Origin of the sequence: Nostoc sp. NZL, from assembly GCF_015714705.1 — a bacterium.
Classification (GTDB): Bacteria; Cyanobacteriota; Cyanobacteriia; order Cyanobacteriales; family Nostocaceae; genus Nostoc; species Nostoc foliaceum_A.
Window position 1 is genome coordinate 58249 of record NZ_WBKL01000013.1, and the last position, 19509, is coordinate 77757.

Sequence of the window (19509 nt, forward strand, 5' to 3'; positions counted from 1 at the left end):
TAACAAATGACTAATAACAAATGGCTAAAAAACAAAAATTTCCTTACCTAGTTGGTTCTAAGTGGACAGCACAGCGAAAAGTTGATGGCTGGCGGCACTTTCAAGTTGTTAACCGGAAAAATCAGGCTAAGTGGGTTTACGCCGAAATGGTTTCTGCTTGTGATCCTAAAGTCCGTTTTTGGATAAATGCCAAATTATTACAAGATAGCTCCCAGTGGCAAGCTGGCTGGCAAACATTACAGGAAATCCAGGAAATTGAAACTGAAGTGTCCTGATTTGCCTGGTTCTTAGTTGGCTGCCGCCAGTGAAGTAGGCGGCAGCCAAAATATTTGAATAATCTTAGACAATATCTGGTAATTTAATAATTTTTTACAAAATCAGACTAACTTACTCTCAAGCAGCAATGAAACGGTCTTAGCTATCGACTAAAAACTGGCAACTTATCTGCGATACGTTCGGTGAGCTACGCTAACGCAAATTCCATTAGTATTTCCAGCATAAGGCTGCGTATAACTCTCTTTACCCTTAACTCTGCGCCCCAATGCCTTGAAAACACGTTGTCCTAACATCAGCTAATTCTATGAAAAGCATTAATAAAAGCAGATTTCAGCTTTTTGTATTTTGTAACTCTTTTTATAAAAATAAGTAATAAAAACTTTTTATTGGCTGTTTTTAGAGCTATTAAGGTCTTTAAGGTTCATAAAAACCCAAATAGATATAATTGAGATTTAATTCATCGGATAAGACAGTTTTCCAAATTAAGAGCCACTTTCTTTTCTATGTAATTTGCCCAATAATGAAATTCACAGACCTCACGCATCGCCATCTCAGGACAGGTGAAGGCAAATGTTTGAGCCACAAGTTTGACAAGAAGCTATAAGAGGCAAATAAAAGTGAAACTAGCAGTCTACGGAAAAGGTGGTATCGGTAAATCCACAACTAGCTGTAACATATCAGTCGCCCTAGCTAAACGTGGCAAGAAAGTGCTGCAAATTGGTTGCGACCCCAAACATGACAGTACCTTTACCCTGACTGGGTTTTTGATTCCGACAATTATCGACACCCTCCAAGAGAAGGATTATCACTACGAAGATGTCTGGCCGGAGGATGTGATTTATAAAGGCTACGGTGGTGTTGATTGCGTAGAAGCTGGTGGCCCACCTGCGGGTGCTGGATGTGGTGGTTACGTAGTAGGCGAAACCGTAAAATTACTTAAAGAACTCAACGCCTTTGATGAGTACGATGTAATTCTTTTTGACGTTCTGGGTGACGTAGTTTGCGGTGGTTTTGCAGCACCACTCAACTATGCAGATTACTGCCTGATTGTTACAGACAACGGCTTTGATGCTTTGTTTGCGGCTAATCGGATCGCTGCTTCAGTCCGCGAAAAAGCCCGAACTCACCCACTGCGTTTAGCGGGGTTAATTGGCAACCGCACCTCCAAGCGCGACTTGATTGAAAAATATATAGAAGCTGTGCCAATGCCAGTTTTGGAAGTTTTACCTTTGATTGAAGATATCCGTGTTTCCCGTGTGAAAGGGAAAACTTTGTTTGAGATGGCAGAGCAAGATCCTTCCCTAGACTACGTTTGCGACTACTATCTCAACATCGCCGACCAAATTCTAGCGCGTCCTGAAGGTGTTGTACCGAATGACACACCAGATCGGGAGTTGTTCTCTTTGTTATCCGATTTTTATCTAAATCCGGGTAAACCCCAGGTTCCTAATTCAGAAGAGGAACTAGACTTGATGATTGTATAAATCACCAAGTTCTCAGGATGGGGGACAATAACATGGCATTCTTTCATAGCTTTACAGATTCAATAAAGCAAAAGTGGTTGCAATTTTTCCAGAACAATCGGGACTGGATTACCCTGCACATGCAAGTGGAATCAGTGTACACCCCTGATGGCGGGAAGCGACCACCTTCTTACCTCATCCTGGGAGTTCTTAACGCCCTAGAACCAAAGCTAGCGCAGTTAATGTTGCCCTTTGCCAAACTTAATCCTGATGCCGATACCCTGATTGAGGTGCTGGATTTGCATTTTGACCCAGATTTAGCTCTCGGTAATCGCTTCGTCGCCAACCCAGATGTAGAGAGATACGTAGAAGAAGCAGCAGCTGTTATTGACGAAAAGCCTGAAGATGAAACATTGACACATTCTCATACAAATGGCTTTGCGGCAGTGGCGGTAGTTCAAGAGTTCACAATGGTGGATTCTGATGATGAAAGCCTGGGGATCAGAGAGTTGGAGGAAACCGAAAATGGCTTTGGAGATATTTCCTTATCCAACGGACACAACTCAAAAGATGAATCTCTCCAAATCTCTAGTTTAGAAGCAGATGAGTTTGGGGAAATTGCCTTCGATTCAACAGCTGCAATGGAAGTAAAGCTGGATGAAGACGAGGAGCTTGAAGATAGTGTACTAGATGAGAATGCGTTTAAAGACGTGTTATCAGATGTCTGGGGTGATGAAACAGCTTTGCAAAAGGCTGAAGAAAATAACGATTTTTTGGGGGAAGAACTGCCAGCAGGCGTTTTTGATGAATCAGAAATTGCCCGTCTCTTCCCCAACGCTTAATTATTGCCGTTCCTCACGATTTTAAGTTTTAGATTTGGGGTTTTGGATTAGGAATATAGGGAAATTGTCGTCAGGCATAGGATATTTTTGTTGTCCCAGTCACCAATCCAAAATCGTCAATCTAAAATCTGAAATTGGTTGACCTGCCATTAAAATAACTCGTAATTGATAATTCGTAATTAAAGACTAGTGTTTCAGGTTCTTATTTAGACACCGAATGAAAAAACGCCACGTAGAGATTTTCGTGAGTGCTTCTCCAAGAGTTGAGGAATTAAATCTAAAAATTACGAATTACGAATTACGAATTACGAATTAGTTAAATATCAAGGGGAGAAAAAACCAAAATGACTGTCGCTCAACAACCAGAAGCTTTAAGCTTTGAATGTGAAACTGGAAATTACCATACCTTTTGCCCAATTAGCTGCGTGGCGTGGTTATACCAAAAAATTGAAGATAGCTTCTTTTTGGTGATTGGGACAAAAACTTGTGGCTACTTCCTGCAAAACGCGATGGGGGTGATGATTTTTGCTGAACCCCGCTATGCAATGGCAGAGTTGGAAGAGGGCGATATTTCAGCACAACTGAATGATTATGAAGAGTTAAAGCGGTTGTGCTTGCAGATTAAACGCGATCGCAATCCTAGTGTAATTGTCTGGATTGGCACTTGCACCACCGAAATTATCAAAACAGATTTAGAAGGTTTGGCACCGAAGCTGGAATCTGAAATCGGGATTCCCATCGTTGTAGCGCGGGCAAATGGTCTAGATTACGCCTTCACCCAAGGAGAAGACACCGTATTAGCCGCAATGGCTAACCGTTGTCCTGATAAGTCTCCTGTGGCGGAAACAGAGAAAAGTGAACGTAATGCGATCGCAAAATTGCTCAACTTCGGTAAAAAGAAAGAAGATGTCGCCCAAGATGAGTCTGAGTACGTGGATCATCCACCCTTAGTTCTCTTTGGCTCCCTTCCCGACCCCGTGGTTACTCAGTTAACCTTGGAACTGAAGAAACAAGGCATCAAAGTTTCCGGCTGGCTACCCGCGAAGCGCTTCACTGAATTGCCAGTACTGGAAGAAGGGTATTATGTAGCTGGTGTCAACCCCTTCCTCAGCCGTACAGCTACCACCTTAATGCGCCGCCGCAAGTGTAAACTCATTGGCGCACCCTTCCCCATTGGCCCCGATGGTACCCGCGCTTGGATTGAAAAAATCTGCTCAGTGTTCGGTATTACTCCCAAGGGTTTGGATGAACGGGAAGCACAAATTTGGGCAGGCTTGGAAGATTACGTGAAACTGATTCGCGGTAAGTCTGTATTCTTCATGGGTGATAACTTGCTGGAAGTTTCCCAAGCCAGATTCTTAATCCGTTGCGGGATGACTGTTCACGAAATCGGCATTCCCTACATGGATAAGCGTTATCAAGCTGCTGAGTTGGCATTGCTGGAGAAAACTTGTCAGGAAATGAATTCACCTCTGCCAAGGATTGTAGAGAAGCCGGATAATTACAATCAACTTCAGCGAATTTATGAGTTGAAACCAGATTTGGTAATTACTGGTATGGCTCACGCTAATCCGTTGGAAGCACGGGGTATTAATACAAAGTGGTCGGTGGAGTTCACTTTTGCTCAAATTCACGGCTTTACGAATGCGCGTGACATGTTAGAGTTGGTGACTCGTCCGTTGCGTCGGAATAATAATTTGAAAGATTTGGGTTGGGATAAGTTGGTAAGAGAAGAAGCGAAGATTTAAATTTGAGTTTGGATTTAGCAACAGCATTATGATTAAGGCGAACCCAAAAAGTTCGCCTTTTTTTGTCTTACAGAGGCGCAAAGCGAGAGCTACTATAAATAGTTACAATCATATAGGTATCGCTGAATAGACAGGATAATTTAGGAGATGATATGATGCCTGAAATTTGTCGTTTTTTAGGGATTATCATTACCATGTACTATAACGACCATCCGCCCCCTCATTTCCATGTCCGCTATAATCAGCAAAAGGCAATTATTGATATAGAAACCTTATCAATTTTAGAAGGCAAACTCACTCCTAGAGTTCTTGGTTTAGTAATTGAATGGGCAGCTATGCACAAATCAGAACTTAGAGAAAACTGGTAATTGGCAAGACAAAATAATCCCTTAGAAAAAATTCAACCATTAGAGTGAATTATGCTTAAAGACATTATAGAAGTTATTCCTCACGATAACTATCAACTCTATTTAAAGTTTGAAGATGGTAAAGAAGGTATTGTTGATGTTAACCAGTCAATCGAATTTACAGGAATTTTTGCACCTTTAAAAGATTTAAACTATTTTAAAACCGTTAAACTTAACGCTGAATGGGGAACAATTTACTGGGATAATGGTGCAGATTTAGACCCAGATGTTCTTTATTCTGTGGTTACTAACCAACCTATTCCCACATATAGAAATCTGGAAGAATATGAAAAAAGTTGGAGTTAAAACAGAAGTAATTCCAGAAGTCGGTGATTTATTAAAGCCTAGTAAATTTTTTTCAGTAACTAAATTAGATCATGTAGCAGGTTGTTTAAAATATCAAGGAAAACCTAAAACTCTTGAGGATATGGATAATGCAATTCGCCAAGGTGTAGAGAAATCGTGATTTAAAAGTAGAAAACTGGCTCAAACCTGATTAAAAAAGCTAACAAGTTTCTATTCCCTAACTCCAGAACTCACCATGACTCAAAAAACCTATCAACTCCCCCTAACCTTCGAGCAAATTCTTAATCTTGTCCTACAACTTCCCGCACAAGAACAAGAACAACTTATTCAAGAAATAAAGAAAACCTCTTCAAATAATAAAGATGAAGATTTACTTAGTGTTTTTGACAGAATCGGCAGAAATGCTCAAGCCAAAGGATTAACCGAAGAAGCTCTAGAAGAATTACTTGCCGATGAATCATAAACTAATTCTCATTGACACAAATGTTTTACTTAGCGCTGCTCTAAGTCCTAATGGAACAGCCCGTAAAGCCCTAGATAAAGTCTATAAAGAATTCAAAATTGCTCAAAGTGATGAAACTTATCAAGAGTTAAACATACGAATTTATAAACGTAAGTTCGATAAATATATCTCAGATGAAGACCGACAATATTTTTTGGACATAGTTAAAAAGTACAATCAATTTATAGAAATAAAATCTCAAATAAACACCTGTAGAGATCCAGAGGACAACAAATTTTTAGAACTTGCTAAAGATGCCAATGCAGATTTTTTAATCACAGGAGATCAAGACCTTTTATCACTCAAGACTCTAGCCGAATATCAAAACCAGATTATTACTCCCAGAGACTTTATTGACCTTGATTAATTCATCTTTCATCCTGTAATTAGTTCAGATGGAAGGCTGTAAGTCTAAAGGTTTGGATGGAATTATATACATTAATTCTGCACCGTCTGGTTTAATTTCTGTAGACGGAGTTAATTTAAGCCAGTCATAAAAGCTGATTCCTAGTTGGGATATTGCTTGTACTTCTGTTTGATATGCTTCAAAACGGCGATTGGTTTCAATCATAGATTCCATTACCTCCAAAGTTTTAGGAAGACGTGCATAAATTTGCGGCTTAGGATCATCCCAAATTGCTTTTCCTACCCAATCTACCTTGGAATCCCAAATTGCTGCTGGTATCGATTCTACCCACTTCCCGTTATTCGGGTCTTGAGCCAACATGAATAGATTCATACGTTGCATATCAAAAACTGCATTTTCATTCAAAGTTGGGTCGAGCCATTGGTAAATTCGGGTTAGCCTCCGCAAATCAATCTGACCTCTGAACTGAGGCTGTAAGTATACTGCTGGGTTAAAAGTAAGCAGAAGCTTAACATATTTCTGAATACGAGAACGAATTACTATTGACCCTTCTTGGAAGCGGCGAAGTGCTGTTTCGTGTTCTTCTAATTCAAGATAACAACGTGCTTCAGCTAGGTAGGCTAAAGATAAAGTCAGCAGATATTCATCAGCAATTTGGCTTTTTTGCTCAATTTCGATATCAGCAAATTCAGTATAAATATGCTCTGCTTCTAAAAAGCGGTTAATAGCTTGTAGTGCGCTACTTCTACGATTTTCAGTTTTGGTCATCGTAAAAGCATTAGTTGCTAATTCAATTGCAGCACGAAAATTAGCATAGAAACTAAGATCGATTTTACGGTTAATGTGGTTTAACAGTTTTTGTGCTTGTTGTAGCTGTTGCTCTAATTCTTTTAAGCGTTGTGCTATCACAGCAAAGCCTATAACTGAGACACCCAGGTTAAGTATACTGACTGCACTAGTTACCTGCAAAATTCCTTGAGTTAGTAGCATACTTCGCCCAATTTGACCTAACTGATTTCCCGTAGGAGATCCCTGCTCCCGTAACCACATAACGATATGTTTGCTTCCTACTTCTCGGATTACACCTCCAACCCTTTCCAATGTTCCATCTGCAATTCCTTTAATGATCCAATCAGCAAGCATAAAGGTTACTGTCACTGGTAAAGTCATAATCTTCTCCAAGTTGATAAATACTCAGTAGGGCTATATCTGACAAAAAGTCGCTTGGGTTCTCCGCAGCAAATAACCTCACTTTACTCAGTATTCCCAATTTGAGTTCTATTCTGTCTAATAGTGATCGCTCTTTTTAACGAACCGTTCACGCCAACAAAGAAAAGCGATAACTCAAATTCATCTTATTCAGATACAGTTACAATAGGGTGGGAAAGATGCGAAAACTTTCGTACAAGTCATTATGCTAGTTGAACCACCATCTGAAGAAGACGAAACTACCTATCTTCTGAAATCAGAAACTAACAAAAAACATTTACTCAAAGCTTTAGAGAATGTAGAAAAAGGTAACTTAATTTTTGTTAATTTAGATGAATAGGAAAAATTTGTCTTTGAATCACAAAGTTATAAAATTGAAGAAGATAGATGATTTTAATTTGTAAATATCATCATTAACAATAAAGATTATTGAGGTTGGGATATTGTTTTAGTTCAGGTGATAGCTCTTTTTTAACCCAATGATGTGAAGCAAAACAAGAGAGTAATCCCTATTTTTAATAACTTAAATTAACTAACAGCAAAATCTGTGTATTTACGCACAGAAGGTAACTGAAAACCTAAAACAATATCTTCTTTTGGAACACCTAATTCAACCAACTCATTAGCAATTCCTACCTCTGTCCCGTCTTGCTGGATCCAGATTTTCTCGTTAATAATATCTAGATGAAGAACAGGCCCATATATGCGGTCTTGCTCACGCCAACCTACATAAACTAATTGATAATGATCGTGTTCTGTATCATAAATTATCTGTGCTTGAATGCGATTATCCCAAACAGTACTAGCGTGTTGTTGAAGCAAATTCTTAATATGTTGTCTATATTTGTCTAGCTTTGCCATTGGGCGATTGTCTCCTGTTCAATATCTCAACAGATACTCCTGATAACTTGCAGAAATTCCCTTAGTACAGGTGTCATATCCTCTTGTTGCCACACTACAGCCGTTTCTACTAATGGTGTTTTTTCTTCTAAAGCGCGATACACCACACCAACCCTCTGAAGATTTTGCAATGAAGACGGTGCGATCGCAATCCCCATTCCCGCCGAAACCAATCCGATAATCGTCTGCATCTGAATCGCTTCTTGAGTCACTTTCGGGCTGAAATTTCCTTGCTGGTAAAGGCTTACGATTTGGTCGTAAAGTCCGGGCCCCAAGTGGCGAGGGAACATGATAAAGTTTTCGTTTACTAGCGATCGCACTGAAATCTTTTCTTGTTCAGCTAAGGGATGAGTTTCTAACATAGCCACAATTAAAGCTTCTTCCTGAATGCACTCTTGATTGAGTGTGTTGTCTTCTAACGGTGGATGGGCAAAACCTACATGGATGCGGCGTTCTTGTAGCGCTTGTTCCTGCTGAGTTGTGGTTAATTCCTGCAATATCAACTCTACTTCTGGAAACTGTTCTCGAAAGCGTCGCAAAATTACAGGAAGCAAATCGTAAGTTACCAAACTGGTAAACCCAATTCGTAGTTGTCCCTTTTCACCTCTTCCCGTTTTTTGGGTTAACTCAATTGCTTTTTGGAGTTGAGCCAAAAGTTGATAAGCTTCTTGCAAAAATACTTGTCCAGCTTCTGTTAGCTGTACCTGTCGCTTGGTTTTGCGATGAAATAGTTCTACTCCCAATTGCGCCTCTAGTTGCTGAATTTGCTGGCTTAAGGGCGGTTGAGCAATGTGCAATCGCTCGGCGGCTCTACTGAAGTGCAGTTCCTCAGCGACAGCGATAAAGTAGCGCAGATGTCGCAGTTCCATGTTTTTTGATATTTTATAAGTTTCAATTCTCTATAAATATATATTGGACATCTCAATATTACCTACCTATGATACTCATACAGATATCGTGGGGAGTCAGAGCTATGCCAGAGAAGTATACTCTTATCAATGTTATGAGCCGCTGAGTGAAGCTACAGAATATTTGGCTTTGCGAATTGAGGCTTCTGCAAAGGTGGATGGAGCTGTAGACAAAGGTTGGACTGATGAGCGATGCCTGCGGCGGGCTACGCCTACGCTTACAGCAATGAGCCATGCTTTGCGAGAATGGAGCCAGCACTCAGATGGATTTTTTGCTTCAGCTTGGTGTGAAGTTATAGGATACAAAATTTAGATGAATCTCAAAGATTTTTTAGAGAATTTGCGATAAAAACTTGCGTGTTCTTTCTTCTTTAGGATTACTAAAAAATATTTCTGGGGTGGCTGACTCGACGAGTAAACCGCTATCCATTAAAATAACTCGGTCGGCGACTTCACGAGCAAATCCAACTTCGTGGGTTACAACTACCATTGTCATCCCATCACGGGCTAGACCTCGCATTACATCTAAGACTTCGCGTACCATTTCTGGATCTAAGGCTGAGGTGGGTTCGTCAAACAGCATAATTTTGGGTTGCATGGCTAAAGCACGAGCGATCGCTACTCGTTGCTGTTGTCCACCAGATAGCTGTCCTGGATATTTTTGCGCCTGTTCTAAAATTCCCACCCTTTCTAGTAGTTGCATCGCCAATTCTTCGGCTTTTGCCTTTAGCGATCGCCGTACCCAAATTGGTGCCAAAGTAATATTTTGCAGCACTGTGAGATGAGGAAATAAATTAAATTGCTGAAATACCATTCCCACTTCCCGGCGAATCGTCTCAATATTTTTTAAATCATGGCTGAGAGTAATGCCATCGATTTCAATTCTTCCCTTTTGGTATTCTTCTAAAGCGTTAAATGTGCGGATAAAGGTAGATTTTCCTGAACCAGATGGCCCCATCAACACTACTACTTCTCCACGATTGACTGTCAAGCTCACACCTTGAAGAACGTGGAACTTTCCATACCACTTGTGAACATCTTCAGCAATAATTATTTGTTTTATTTCTGACATAATATTTAAATCCCAACTCATAACTCATAACTAATTACTCAACTGTCTCTCTAACTGCCGAGAAGCCAACGACATGGAGTAACAAAATACCCAGTAAATAAATCCAATAAACAGATAAACTTCTGCATAGCGACCGATAAATTGTGGTTGTGCCAATATGGAACGCGCAATACCTGTGAGTTCCACTAATCCGACCAAAGATAAGAGGGAAGTATCTTTAAATAAGCCGATAAACTGACCAACGATCGCAGGAATAACGTTACGTAATGCTTGAGGTAGAACAATTAATATCACTACCAAGGGTGTATTTAATCCTAGTACTTTCGCAGCTTCAATTTGTCCGCGAGGAATTGATTGAAGTCCACCGCGCACGTTTTCTGCCATGTACGCGGCACTAAATAGTACTAGTCCAGAAATTGCTCGTAATACCCGATCTAGACGCACATCTGCTGATAGAAACAAGGGAAGCATTACCTGAGCTAGGAACAAAATTCCAATCAGTGGTAATCCTCTAATAATTTCAATGTACAGGATAGAAAACCAACGTACTACAGGCAAATTGCTTGTGCGCCCTAAAGCAAGTAAAACTCCAATCGGAAAAGAAAGCACAATACTGACTGCTGCCATTATTAGGGTAAGTAGCAAACCGTTCCACAAATTTGTAGATACAGGCTGCAATCCAAACCCACCGCCAATTAACCATAAAATTATCGGGAAAGACAATAACCATAATAGGGAAAGCCAAGGAGTTAATACCTTAGTAAACTTTCCTCCGATCCAAAAACCTACAAATATTAAAAATGCAATTAACAATAACCAAAGGCGGGATGTAAAGTCTAGTGGTAAAAGAACTAACAAAACGCCGATGATAAAAGCAAACAAAGAAATTCCACGCTTTGTTAACTGTTGTTTACCAAAGAATATACCCCCTGTTATAGCGCCTAAAGTCGAAGCGATCGCCAGTAAAATCCAAGTTCGCCAATATAGCGTTTGAGGAAATCTACCAACTAAAAATAAACGTAAATTAACCTGAATTACCGCCCATTGTGCTTGAGTGGTTGCCCAAGTTAGAATTCCTCGCACTACCCAAAACAGCAATACCAAACAGACAACAGTTAACAAGCTGTTGTACCAATTATTAAACAAATTTTTACGCAGCCAAGTTAATTGAGGATTTGTCATTGGTCATTGGTTATTGGTTATTGGGCATGGCTTAAAGTTCAAGCTCAAAGGCTCAAGCTTCAAAGTTTACTGCTTCCTCATCTCTCTTTAATTTGCACGCTACGATTGAACCAATTCATAACTATAGAGATGGTCAAACTCAGGGTGAGATAGGTGAGCATAATTAGTAATATCACTTCTACGGCTTTCCCAGTTTGGTTGAAGGTGGTAGATGCGACAAAATAAATATCGGGGTAGCCGATGGCGATCGCTAAACTCGTATTTTTCGTCAAATTAAGATATTGACTCGTTAACGGTGGAATGATTACCCGCAAAGCTTGGGGAAAAATCACCAGCCGCATTGTTAACCCTGGTTTTAATCCTAGCGATCGCGCTGCTTCCCATTGTCCCCTAGCTACTGATTGAATCCCACCTCGGACAATCTCAGCGATAAACGCACCCGTGTAAAAAGTTAATCCCAACAGCAAAGCTGAAAACTCTGGTGATAGGGTAAACCAAGGTAGTTCTAAGCCATTTTGGCTAACACCAATAAAACCCCAAAGGGATATCTTATTTTCTGTTTTGGGAAAAGTCAGAAAAACAGCAAAGTACCAAAACAGTAATTGCAGCAGTAAGGGCGTATTGCGGAAAACCTCCACGTAAACCATCGTGATATTCCGCACTAGCCAGTTGTCAGAAAGTCGGGCAATCCCAGCACCTATCCCTACAATTGTTGTAAGCAAAATTCCTGCAACCGCCACCCGCAAGGAGTTAATTAACCCCACCCACAAGGCATGACTATAGCTGTCAGTGGGTTTGTAAGTAATCAGCGTTTCGCCAATATCAAAAGATGCTTGTTGCTTGAGGAAATCAAATCCAAACTGAATACCCAACTGTTGTAAATTGCGGTTGAGATTGCCCCAGAGTACTACTACCACTAATACTGCTACAAATACGGCAATAAATTGCAAGGCAATACGCCAAAAGCGGACATCACGCCATATAAGCGGTTTTGAATTAGTCATTAGTAATTAGTCAATATAAATTTCCTCTCTACTTCCCATGCCCCTGCCATCTTCTACCGAAATGGCGGAGAATAAAGTAGTCCGCCTTTGCTCCAGAGTTGATTTTGGCCGCGAGCTAAATTCAGTTTTGTCTTGGGGCCGAGGTTGCGATCGTAAATTTCGGCGTAGTTACCAACGTGCTTAATTATTCTGGCTGCGAAGTCGTTTGTTAAGCCGAGTCCTTCACCAAGGTTGCCTTCGGTTCCTAAAAAGCGTTTAATATCTGGGTCATTACTAGCAGCAAACTGACCCACATTCTGGGAAGTAATGCCCAACTCTTCGGCTTTTACCAGGGCATAAACCACCCATTTAACAGCATCACCAAACTTAGCATCCCCTTTGGCAACTGCGGGTGCAAGGGGTTCTGAAGAAATTACTTCTTCAAGAATCACGTTATCTTCTGGTTTGGGTAGAATTGCGCCTCGAGATACTAATGCTGAACGGTCAGCGGTAATGCCATCGCAACGACCTTCGGCATAGGTAGCAAAAGTAACGTTAACGTCTTCAAAGACAACAGGTTTGTAGGTGATGCCCCTTTTCCGCATTTGGTCTGCTAAGTTCTGTTCGGTAGTCGTACCAGTTTGAACGCAGATTGCTTTATCCTTCAGGTCTGCCAAGGACTTAATATTGCTATTTTTGCGTACCATTATGGCTTGTCCGTCGTAAAAGACCACAGGTGCAAATTCTAGACCTACAGAGGTATCGCGGCTAAGTGTCCAAGTCGTGTTACGGCTGAGAACGTCTACTTCGCCAGTTTGCAAGGCTGTAAACCGCTCTTTAGAATTGAGATTGCGGAATTCTACTGCATCTGGATTGTCAAACAAAGCCGCTGCGATCGCGCGACAAATATCTACATCGATGCCGCTGTATTTACCATCAGTTCCTACAAAGCTAAATCCTGGCACTTCACCGCTGACACCGCAAGTTACCTGACCACGGCTTTTAATACTATCCCAGCGATTTCGGGTTGCTGGTGCAGCTGGATTACTACCTGGAGTGCCAGTTGTACTGGCTGTTTGACTTGAATCTCCACTACAAGCAGCGATCGCAAATACTAGGGGTGCGATCGCTAGAATTAAAGCTGATTTACGCATAATTTTCATAATTAATAGACCAGAAAAAATGTATTGCTCACTACAATCGTTCAGTGAAAACAACTTATCGATTGTAATATAAAACTTTACCAGTCTCTGTGCTATATTGTTTAGCTTTTAAAAGTGGTAGTTGAAGTTTTTACTTATCTTTTCAAAAGCTTCAAATACTTGCAGATATTATCTCAATTAGGCTTCAGCTTTCGAGTTTTATTTAAAATCCTGCCACCCTTTTTGATTTAGTAATACATTCATTAAACCTAGATGATAATAATAAAACTGAAGTGAGTTAGTGTTCTATCCTTCACTGCCTAAAATTTTGAAAAAAGTGATTATCGCTTCTTTAAAAATGAGCAAGAGTCTTTCAGAAAATATCATTCACAGCGCAGAATGCTCATCTATTTTTCCTATCTTCAATACCCAATCCCCAATGCCCCATGCCCTAATTGCATACTTCTATGTGAGCAGAAGTAGCCATACAAACCTAAACAACTACCCCTAGCAGGTTAAACTAGGTCTGGTAACAGCTGCTCCACGTTCCTTATGAGGCTTTTATGGGAGCTAACCTCAAACAGATTGCCAACTATTTAGACAACCTTGGTTGGGACTACCGTTTTGATGATGAAGAAGACAGAATTATAACAGGAGTGGAGGCTGATAATCTAGAAGATTTCCTAATAGTTGTCCAGTTGGATGAAGAGGGAAAATTTTTCCGAGTATTTGCCCCTCAAGTTTTGGCAGGAATCCAAGACCATCCTCACAAGGGAGCTATCCTACAAACAATGCTTGCCATTTCTTGGGAAACCAAAATGTTGCAATGGGAGTATGACCCATCCGATGGCGAAATCCGTGCCATTATTGAGTTTCCTCTAGAAGACTCGATTCTCACAGAAAGACAATTTCACCGTTGTCTAAGTGGGTTAATTCAGATTGTGGATGGCATAGCGATACCTCGCCTGAAAGAAGTGATGGCAACAGGTTTTGATCCGGGGAATATAGAACTTGGGGAAAGACTATTACTTAGTATCCAAGAAGAAGCCCCAGGATTGTTAGATTTGCTGGAAAAGGCAATGGAAGCGCGAAAAAAGCGAGGAAGTTTTCCCAGCGAGTGAGACGGATCATCACTTAAATCGCTATACTCCAAAGTGATACCCTCACTATATACTGAAATTTTCTGGGGCTGGATATTATGACATCCTATGCAACCTCCTCTGCCAAAGCGGAAATGAGTGAACTCCGGCGGTTGAAAGGCTTACTACCGCCAGAATTACAGAGCTGGGTCACGGTTGAAGGCACAACTGAGGTCAATCCACCCCTGGTTCGTTGCGAAGAAATTGGTAAAGACCAGGTAGAAATTCAAATTGACTTGGTGAAATGGGATGCCCTCGCAATGGATCAGCGCAATCTGCTGTTCTGGCATGAAGTTGCTCGTGTTCAAAATGACACAATTCCTAAAGATGGTTGGGAAATGGCAGCACTAGCCATTGGTTTAGGTGGTGCTGTAGGCGAATTGTGGGTACAAGATGGATTGCTTCTGGTGTTAGCTTTGTCGCTATGTGGTGTGTCAGGCTGGCGACTGTACCAAAAGAATAATGGGGAAAAGCAACTAAGAGAATTGCTCAATGCTGATGAGAAAGCGATCGCTTTGGCAACTCGTTTTGGTTATACCCTCCCCAATGCCTACAAGAGTCTAGGTAGCGCCTTGAAAACCCTGATTGACAATACTCCTAGTAAGCGCCAACGGTCGAGATATGAAGCAAGACTCTCTGCCCTCAAACGCAGTGCCAATAAGGCAAAAGCTAAATCCAAAACTCCAGATGAGGGCGGTTTGTAATTAGTTAGGAGTTAGGAGTTATGAGTCAAATCGAAACTTCAAACTCCTCGTTCCTCACTCCTCACTCTGCCTCCGACTGGGAATGCGTACTCAGAGGGCTACTGCCTCTCTAACTAGCGGCAGCAGTCCAATGACAATTTCATAAAATCTTACTTTTTTCTTGACTACATCTTCATCAAACTCAAATTTTACAAAAATTTTTAGAGTTGGTTCAGCATTTTATGCGTCTGAGGGATCACACGCACGTGCTTGACAAACCCCTTCATCAAAGCTTGCCACGTCAAAACTTGATCGCTTGAAGGCGCAAGCATAGGTATTGGGGAGAATTGTTCAGATACTGGCAAAGGCGTAACAGGTTGTAAAAATACTGAGATATCTGGACTAACCTCTGCCACGAGCAAAGCTGAACGTTCCAACTCGGCTGGATCTGTGTTTTGAGACACAATTATCTTGACAAAAACATTTAAATATGAGTCATGACATAATTGGAGAAATTTAGCATGTTCTTGCCAATGACTTTCGCCGCTGACACTGGGCAATTTGAAATCCATACCCACAGAGTCTAAATAGGGGAGAATCATCGCCAATTGTTCTGGGCGATGTCCGCCAGTTTCTAAGTATATAGGTAGACCAGTTATGGCTCGCACTTGGGGTAGAAACTGCGTTAAGAATGGGGCATGAAGAAGTGGTTCGCCCCCAGTTAAGCTAATGCTATCGTGTAGACAAGGTAGATTTTGCTGTTTCACCCATTCGAGTAGTATGGGTAGAGAAACAGGGTTAGAGTGGATTTCAAAGTCGCGCAATCCAGGCGATCGCTCTATTCGACAAGTAGCAGGTGCATTCCAAGTGTGGGTGCTGTCACAAAAAATACAGCGTAAATCACACAGAGCAAAACGAATAAAAATCTGACGTGTCCCTACATTCAGTCCTTCCCCTTGAATGGCAGAAAAGACCTCAATCAGGCGTGCGGTAGGTGTAACCGTATTTTTAGCAATCATTTGATCAGAGCAACGCGATCGCGCTGCGTCGGCACAACAGCAAGGATGTTTTTTGGCTTCTTGTTCTATTGTGAATCGTCGCTAGCGATCTCCAATTTCAGCCCCGGTAAATAGCAATTAGTCCTTATTACTACTGATTCCGATATTAGGTTAAGTAATTTTGTAGGACAAAATAATGTTTGGCAGATTACATTATACATGGCAACGAAAGTGCAGAGCTTCATGACTAGCCAACCGACAGAGGTCGATTTTCCAGTTAATTCCCTAAACGACACGGCTATAGTGCAGGTGCCTACGCGGTTGAGCGTGCTGGAGGCTTTAAGCTTTAAGCAAACCTGCCAAAGCTTAATCCAACCCAATTCACATCCTAAGCAAATCATCATTGACTTTCACCAAACTACTTTTATGGATAGTAGTGGTTTAGGTGCCCTGGTAAGTAATTTTAAATACGCTCAGTCTAAAGGGATTACATTAACACTGCGGAATGTAACACCTCAAGTAATGGCAGTCCTAAAACTCACGGGATTAGATGAGGTTTTTCCCTTAGAGCTTGTGGACGATGGGTCGCTAATAAAACAAGAAGACTTGGTAGATAGCCGTAAGACAACTTCCCGTAAAGTAGAGCAGTTACCTACTACTCACCCTTCTGTGGCATCTTGGATGAAACGGCTATTAGACATTATAGGATCAGTGGTTGGTTTATTAATTACAGGAGTTTTATTTTTTCCTATTGCGATCGCTATTCAAATTAATGATCCTGGGCCTATTTTATTTAGTCAAACCCGCTGTGGTTGGATGGGTAAGCGTTTTGAGATTTGGAAATTCCGCTCCATGTGTGTGGATGCGGAAGCGAAGAAATCCCAAGTCAAAAACCAAGTACAAGGCGCTTTTTTCAAGAATGATAATGACCCCAGAATTACCAAAGTAGGGCGCTTTTTACGGCGAACTAGTCTTGATGAACTGCCGCAATTTTGGAATGTCCTCAAAGGAGAGATGAGTTTAGTAGGCACTCGACCACCTACACCCGATGAAGTGGAACGCTACGAAGTACCAGAGTGGCAACGTTTAGATGTTAAACCCGGTATGACTGGTGAATGGCAAGTAAACGGACGTTCTACAGTCCGTAGTTTTGAAGATGTAATTCGTCTGGATTTGCAGTATCAAAAAAATTGGAGTTTGGTGTACGATTTAAAGCTAATTTTCAAAACTATAGCTATTCTGTTTAATAGAAACAGTGGTGCTGTTTAGCTAACTACCCTTATTCACAATTTTTTGCTAATTCCCAATCACAATAATTGTTAGATACACCCAAGCCTATTTTAGGCTTGGGTAAATTTTAGGTTTTTATAGCACCACGCAAGTGTCAGCCAATTTTGTTTTGGATTTTAGATTCACCCTATGTTTATTTATTTTTTATCCATGATTAAAATCTAAGGCTTAAAACAGCTTTAAATTTTGGATTTTGAATAATTCAACGTGAGTTTGACAAACCTCTCCCTGCCTTGAATTAAAGTTCAAGTATGTCCCTATCGCGCGTCGGAGAGGGACAGGTTTTGCGTAGTAAAATCTTTTGGAGTTCTTTTGATTCGACTAACTAGGGCGCACTTATGACCTGTCAAACTTAGGTTAATTCACTCCAAAATCCAAAATATAAGAGTCGTTCATCCTCTGCGTGAGATTATCCGACAGCCTTTTGGGTACTTACTAATTCAACCTGCTGCACCTCTGGCAATAAACGTTTCGTACCTTGCTTAACAAATCCCTGCAAAAAACCAATCTGCTGATTTTGCTGAAATACTTTTTGCAATGTTTGCCGCAAATTCTCCAAATTCAAACCAGTCCCAGAATCTATTGCTATTTCCTGCTGTTGGAAATACTCAACTAGACTTAACCCTGCTACCCTGGTCAGATAAGCTGCACTTACTCCCTGCACTACGCCGCCAGCAACAAAGGTAACGGCATTACTTTTCAGAACAGTACTAATCGCCTTGGTAGAAAGTTCAACTAAACCTAGTTTCAGCATCAAACTTCCCATTGTTCCAGCTACGGTTTGCGCCTGTTCCAAGGAAAATTTCTGCTGATAGATATTACCCAAATCCATTACCATTTGAGCATTAATTGCCGCAGTGGCCAGAATATCAAGGGCTGGGACTGGGTTAGCAAAGGCAGCAGCAGCAGCTATCCATTGATATTGTTCAATAATTGGGGTAGCGCGATCGCGTCTGGTTGCATTTAGCCAGTTTTTCGCCTCAGCTTTCAACAACCCGGCTTTCCTCATGGTAGTTACCCAAACCAGCCGTTGTCCTTGCTGTGCCAAAACTTCACCCAACTGCTGCGTCAACTGCTGGATATCTGCTTCTGGTTGTTCCATCCACTCTTGTATAGAACCATCAGCCTCATGCTTTCGGACTTTGATCGGAATGGGAGAGGCGGCTGTTGCAACTACATTTCCTTGCATCCGCTGTTTCAATGACAGCAAGATGCTAGCGCTTTCATCGGCTAAATACTGATCTTGTTTGTTGAAAACTAGAATTGTGGGCTGATTGGCTGCTTTTAGCTGCTGTAAGGTTTGAAATTCTGAGTCTGTCAAATCACCGTTTGTCAGGAACAGAACAAAATCAGATTTTGCCACTTCTGCTAAAACAGCTGCATCTGAATTGTCCCCAGTTTCTTTAAATAAAGGTGCTGTTTCTTCTAAAGACACAAAATTTTGTGTCTCTGAATTTTGCTTTAGCACTTGAATTAAAGTGCTTTTACCCACGGATTTCCCGCCAGTTACAGCAACTTTAATTTCTTGCCTGTCTAATTCCAGTAACAACTGGGCAACTTGTTCTCTGAGTGTTTCTAGGGCTGTATGGTTTTCTGCTTCTTGTGCCAGATGGTTAATTACAGTTTCAGCTTTAGCGATCGCACTTTCCACAGTCGCTCGATCCACAACCATACCATCTAGCTGCTCTAAACTGTCTTTCGGGCGATTTTTTTGGAATAACCACAAACCACCACCAACAGCTAAGGCACTCAACAGACCAAACTCACTCACCTGCACTATAGAATCTTGCCAGCTTTGTAACATCCACAGAGAAAAGGACAGTCCCAATCCTCCCACTAAAATTGGTCGCTGCAACTTCACAACCATGATTATCCGCGCCTTTTAGATGGCTATTTCTTCCAGAATAGATCAAAATAAATCAAAAACCCTGCAATCTTCACTGATTGTAGGGTTTTTGTTTTGTCTTTTATTTGGTGGCGGGAAGTGGATTTGAACCACTGACCTTCGGGTTATGAGCCCGACGAGCTACCAGGCTGCTCTATCCCGCGTCGCTCTTGACTTCTATAGCATAACCTATAGTCAAGAGTTTGG

At 41.2% G+C, this 19509-nt stretch carries 22 protein-coding genes, 1 tRNA gene and 1 pseudogene; 14 read left to right on the forward strand and 10 right to left on the reverse strand.

The genetic code is table 11. The features are described from left to right. Positions 1–20: 20 nt before the first annotated feature. The 9 genes and pseudogenes from F8R90_RS01565 (at position 21) to F8R90_RS01605 (ending at position 5911) form a co-directional block, all read left to right on the forward strand. The gene (locus tag F8R90_RS01565; RefSeq protein WP_190891347.1) at positions 21–275 is read left to right on the forward strand and encodes a TIGR02450 family Trp-rich protein; all 255 of its coding nucleotides are present in this window, start codon (positions 21–23) and stop codon (positions 273–275) included. 618 nt (positions 276–893) lie between these two features. Beyond that, positions 894–1760: a ferredoxin:protochlorophyllide reductase (ATP-dependent) iron-sulfur ATP-binding protein gene (gene bchL, locus F8R90_RS01570; protein WP_012410753.1), complete on the forward strand. Its 867-nt coding sequence runs from the start codon at positions 894–896 to the stop codon at positions 1758–1760. 32 nt (positions 1761–1792) lie between these two features. Then, on the forward strand, positions 1793–2581 hold the full coding sequence (locus tag F8R90_RS01575; RefSeq protein ID WP_196508977.1) for a DUF5331 domain-containing protein: 789 nt from the start codon (positions 1793–1795) through the stop codon (positions 2579–2581). Between the two features lie 344 nt (positions 2582–2925). After that, positions 2926–4329, forward strand: coding sequence for a ferredoxin:protochlorophyllide reductase (ATP-dependent) subunit N (locus F8R90_RS01580; RefSeq protein ID WP_190891342.1), 1404 nt, complete (start codon positions 2926–2928; stop codon positions 4327–4329). 152 nt (positions 4330–4481) lie between these two features. Continuing rightward, positions 4482–4697: a DUF4160 domain-containing protein gene (locus tag F8R90_RS01585; RefSeq protein WP_230966032.1), complete on the forward strand. Its 216-nt coding sequence runs from the start codon at positions 4482–4484 to the stop codon at positions 4695–4697. 51 nt (positions 4698–4748) lie between these two features. Beyond that, positions 4749–5042 (forward strand): DUF2442 domain-containing protein, encoded by a 294-nt coding sequence (locus tag F8R90_RS01590; RefSeq protein WP_196508979.1) that lies wholly within the window; start codon positions 4749–4751, stop codon positions 5040–5042. A gap of 22 nt (positions 5043–5064) precedes the next feature. Next, a pseudogene (locus tag F8R90_RS01595) lies at positions 5065–5202 on the forward strand (AbrB/MazE/SpoVT family DNA-binding domain-containing protein); the annotation flags it as partial. 75 nt (positions 5203–5277) lie between these two features. After that, positions 5278–5505 (forward strand): hypothetical protein, encoded by a 228-nt coding sequence (locus tag F8R90_RS01600; RefSeq protein ID WP_196508983.1) that lies wholly within the window; start codon positions 5278–5280, stop codon positions 5503–5505. Further along, positions 5495–5911: a putative toxin-antitoxin system toxin component, PIN family gene (locus tag F8R90_RS01605; RefSeq protein ID WP_196508985.1), complete on the forward strand. Its 417-nt coding sequence runs from the start codon at positions 5495–5497 to the stop codon at positions 5909–5911. Before F8R90_RS01600 ends, F8R90_RS01605 begins: the two co-directional genes overlap by 11 nt. A gap of 24 nt (positions 5912–5935) precedes the next feature. On the opposite strand, the gene F8R90_RS01610 is transcribed toward F8R90_RS01605, so the two are convergent. Then, entirely contained in the window at positions 5936–7081 is a 1146-nt protein-coding gene (locus tag F8R90_RS01610; RefSeq protein ID WP_196508987.1) for a hypothetical protein, read from the reverse strand. A 244-nt stretch (positions 7082–7325) separates the two neighbouring features. Between F8R90_RS01610 and F8R90_RS33310 the strand changes: the two genes are divergently transcribed. Beyond that, positions 7326–7460, forward strand: a complete 135-nt coding sequence (locus tag F8R90_RS33310) for a hypothetical protein (RefSeq protein WP_269141714.1) — start codon at positions 7326–7328, stop codon at positions 7458–7460. A gap of 188 nt (positions 7461–7648) precedes the next feature. Here the strand turns inward: F8R90_RS33310 and F8R90_RS01615 are convergent, their stop codons facing one another. Together F8R90_RS01615 and F8R90_RS01620 are read right to left on the reverse strand one after the other, a co-directional pair. Continuing rightward, the gene (locus tag F8R90_RS01615) at positions 7649–7981 is read right to left on the reverse strand and encodes a XisI protein (protein WP_196508989.1); all 333 of its coding nucleotides are present in this window, start codon (positions 7979–7981) and stop codon (positions 7649–7651) included. 26 nt (positions 7982–8007) lie between these two features. Next, on the reverse strand, positions 8008–8889 hold the full coding sequence (locus F8R90_RS01620; RefSeq protein ID WP_196508992.1) for a LysR family transcriptional regulator: 882 nt from the start codon (positions 8887–8889) through the stop codon (positions 8008–8010). Between the two features lie 43 nt (positions 8890–8932). On the opposite strand from F8R90_RS01620, the gene F8R90_RS01625 reads away from it, so the two are divergent. Then, positions 8933–9241, forward strand: a complete 309-nt coding sequence (locus tag F8R90_RS01625; RefSeq protein WP_196508994.1) for a hypothetical protein — start codon at positions 8933–8935, stop codon at positions 9239–9241. 18 nt (positions 9242–9259) lie between these two features. On the opposite strand, the gene F8R90_RS01630 is transcribed toward F8R90_RS01625, so the two are convergent. The 4 genes from F8R90_RS01630 to F8R90_RS01645 all read right to left on the reverse strand — a co-directional run bounded on the left by F8R90_RS01630 (position 9260) and on the right by F8R90_RS01645 (position 13319). Continuing rightward, on the reverse strand, positions 9260–10000 hold the full coding sequence (locus F8R90_RS01630; RefSeq protein WP_196508996.1) for an amino acid ABC transporter ATP-binding protein: 741 nt from the start codon (positions 9998–10000) through the stop codon (positions 9260–9262). Positions 10001–10030: 30 nt separating this feature from the next. Next, entirely contained in the window at positions 10031–11182 is a 1152-nt protein-coding gene (locus tag F8R90_RS01635) for an amino acid ABC transporter permease (RefSeq protein WP_196508998.1), read from the reverse strand. Between the two features lie 77 nt (positions 11183–11259). Beyond that, the gene (locus F8R90_RS01640; RefSeq protein WP_196509000.1) at positions 11260–12186 is read right to left on the reverse strand and encodes an amino acid ABC transporter permease; all 927 of its coding nucleotides are present in this window, start codon (positions 12184–12186) and stop codon (positions 11260–11262) included. Positions 12187–12239: 53 nt separating this feature from the next. Further along, positions 12240–13319 (reverse strand): amino acid ABC transporter substrate-binding protein, encoded by a 1080-nt coding sequence (locus F8R90_RS01645; RefSeq protein WP_196509035.1) that lies wholly within the window; start codon positions 13317–13319, stop codon positions 12240–12242. Positions 13320–13870: 551 nt separating this feature from the next. Here F8R90_RS01645 and F8R90_RS01650 point away from each other — a divergent pair. Further along, on the forward strand, positions 13871–14428 hold the full coding sequence (locus tag F8R90_RS01650) for a hypothetical protein (RefSeq protein WP_190891320.1): 558 nt from the start codon (positions 13871–13873) through the stop codon (positions 14426–14428). 77 nt (positions 14429–14505) lie between these two features. Continuing rightward, positions 14506–15150, forward strand: coding sequence for a DUF3318 domain-containing protein (locus F8R90_RS01655; RefSeq protein ID WP_196509002.1), 645 nt, complete (start codon positions 14506–14508; stop codon positions 15148–15150). A 200-nt stretch (positions 15151–15350) separates the two neighbouring features. Here the strand turns inward: F8R90_RS01655 and F8R90_RS01660 are convergent, their stop codons facing one another. Beyond that, entirely contained in the window at positions 15351–16148 is a 798-nt protein-coding gene (locus F8R90_RS01660; protein ID WP_196509004.1) for a 7-carboxy-7-deazaguanine synthase QueE, read from the reverse strand. A 198-nt stretch (positions 16149–16346) separates the two neighbouring features. Between F8R90_RS01660 and F8R90_RS01665 the strand changes: the two genes are divergently transcribed. Further along, a complete protein-coding gene (locus F8R90_RS01665) occupies positions 16347–17396 on the forward strand; it encodes an anti-sigma factor antagonist (RefSeq protein ID WP_196509006.1) in 1050 nt (349 codons plus the stop codon). A 430-nt stretch (positions 17397–17826) separates the two neighbouring features. On the opposite strand, the gene F8R90_RS01670 is transcribed toward F8R90_RS01665, so the two are convergent. Further along, entirely contained in the window at positions 17827–19284 is a 1458-nt protein-coding gene (locus tag F8R90_RS01670) for a YcjF family protein (protein ID WP_196509008.1), read from the reverse strand. A 105-nt stretch (positions 19285–19389) separates the two neighbouring features. Next, positions 19390–19466: transfer RNA gene (locus F8R90_RS01675), tRNA-Met, on the reverse strand. Positions 19467–19509: the final 43 nt, after the last annotated feature.

Coding starts and splice junctions, on each gene's coding strand:
- F8R90_RS01565 (WP_190891347.1), top strand. CDS start 21: ATGGCTAAAAAACAAAAATTTCCTTACCTAGTTGGTTCTAAGTGGACA.
- F8R90_RS01575 (WP_196508977.1), top strand. CDS start 1,793: ATGGCATTCTTTCATAGCTTTACAGATTCAATAAAGCAAAAGTGGTTG.
- F8R90_RS01580 (WP_190891342.1), top strand. CDS start 2,926: ATGACTGTCGCTCAACAACCAGAAGCTTTAAGCTTTGAATGTGAAACT.
- F8R90_RS01585 (WP_230966032.1), top strand. CDS start 4,482: ATGATGCCTGAAATTTGTCGTTTTTTAGGGATTATCATTACCATGTAC.
- F8R90_RS01590 (WP_196508979.1), top strand. CDS start 4,749: ATGCTTAAAGACATTATAGAAGTTATTCCTCACGATAACTATCAACTC.
- F8R90_RS01600 (WP_196508983.1), top strand. CDS start 5,278: ATGACTCAAAAAACCTATCAACTCCCCCTAACCTTCGAGCAAATTCTT.
- F8R90_RS01605 (WP_196508985.1), top strand. CDS start 5,495: ATGAATCATAAACTAATTCTCATTGACACAAATGTTTTACTTAGCGCT.
- F8R90_RS01610 (WP_196508987.1), bottom strand. CDS start 7,081: ATGACTTTACCAGTGACAGTAACCTTTATGCTTGCTGATTGGATCATT.
- F8R90_RS33310 (WP_269141714.1), top strand. CDS start 7,326: ATGCTAGTTGAACCACCATCTGAAGAAGACGAAACTACCTATCTTCTG.
- F8R90_RS01615 (WP_196508989.1), bottom strand. CDS start 7,981: ATGGCAAAGCTAGACAAATATAGACAACATATTAAGAATTTGCTTCAA.
- F8R90_RS01620 (WP_196508992.1), bottom strand. CDS start 8,889: ATGGAACTGCGACATCTGCGCTACTTTATCGCTGTCGCTGAGGAACTG.
- F8R90_RS01630 (WP_196508996.1), bottom strand. CDS start 10,000: ATGTCAGAAATAAAACAAATAATTATTGCTGAAGATGTTCACAAGTGG.
- F8R90_RS01635 (WP_196508998.1), bottom strand. CDS start 11,182: ATGACAAATCCTCAATTAACTTGGCTGCGTAAAAATTTGTTTAATAAT.
- F8R90_RS01640 (WP_196509000.1), bottom strand. CDS start 12,186: ATGACTAATTCAAAACCGCTTATATGGCGTGATGTCCGCTTTTGGCGT.
- F8R90_RS01645 (WP_196509035.1), bottom strand. CDS start 13,319: ATGCGTAAATCAGCTTTAATTCTAGCGATCGCACCCCTAGTATTTGCG.
- F8R90_RS01650 (WP_190891320.1), top strand. CDS start 13,871: ATGGGAGCTAACCTCAAACAGATTGCCAACTATTTAGACAACCTTGGT.
- F8R90_RS01655 (WP_196509002.1), top strand. CDS start 14,506: ATGACATCCTATGCAACCTCCTCTGCCAAAGCGGAAATGAGTGAACTC.
- F8R90_RS01660 (WP_196509004.1), bottom strand. CDS start 16,148: ATGATTGCTAAAAATACGGTTACACCTACCGCACGCCTGATTGAGGTC.
- F8R90_RS01665 (WP_196509006.1), top strand. CDS start 16,347: ATGGCAACGAAAGTGCAGAGCTTCATGACTAGCCAACCGACAGAGGTC.
- F8R90_RS01670 (WP_196509008.1), bottom strand. CDS start 19,284: ATGGTTGTGAAGTTGCAGCGACCAATTTTAGTGGGAGGATTGGGACTG.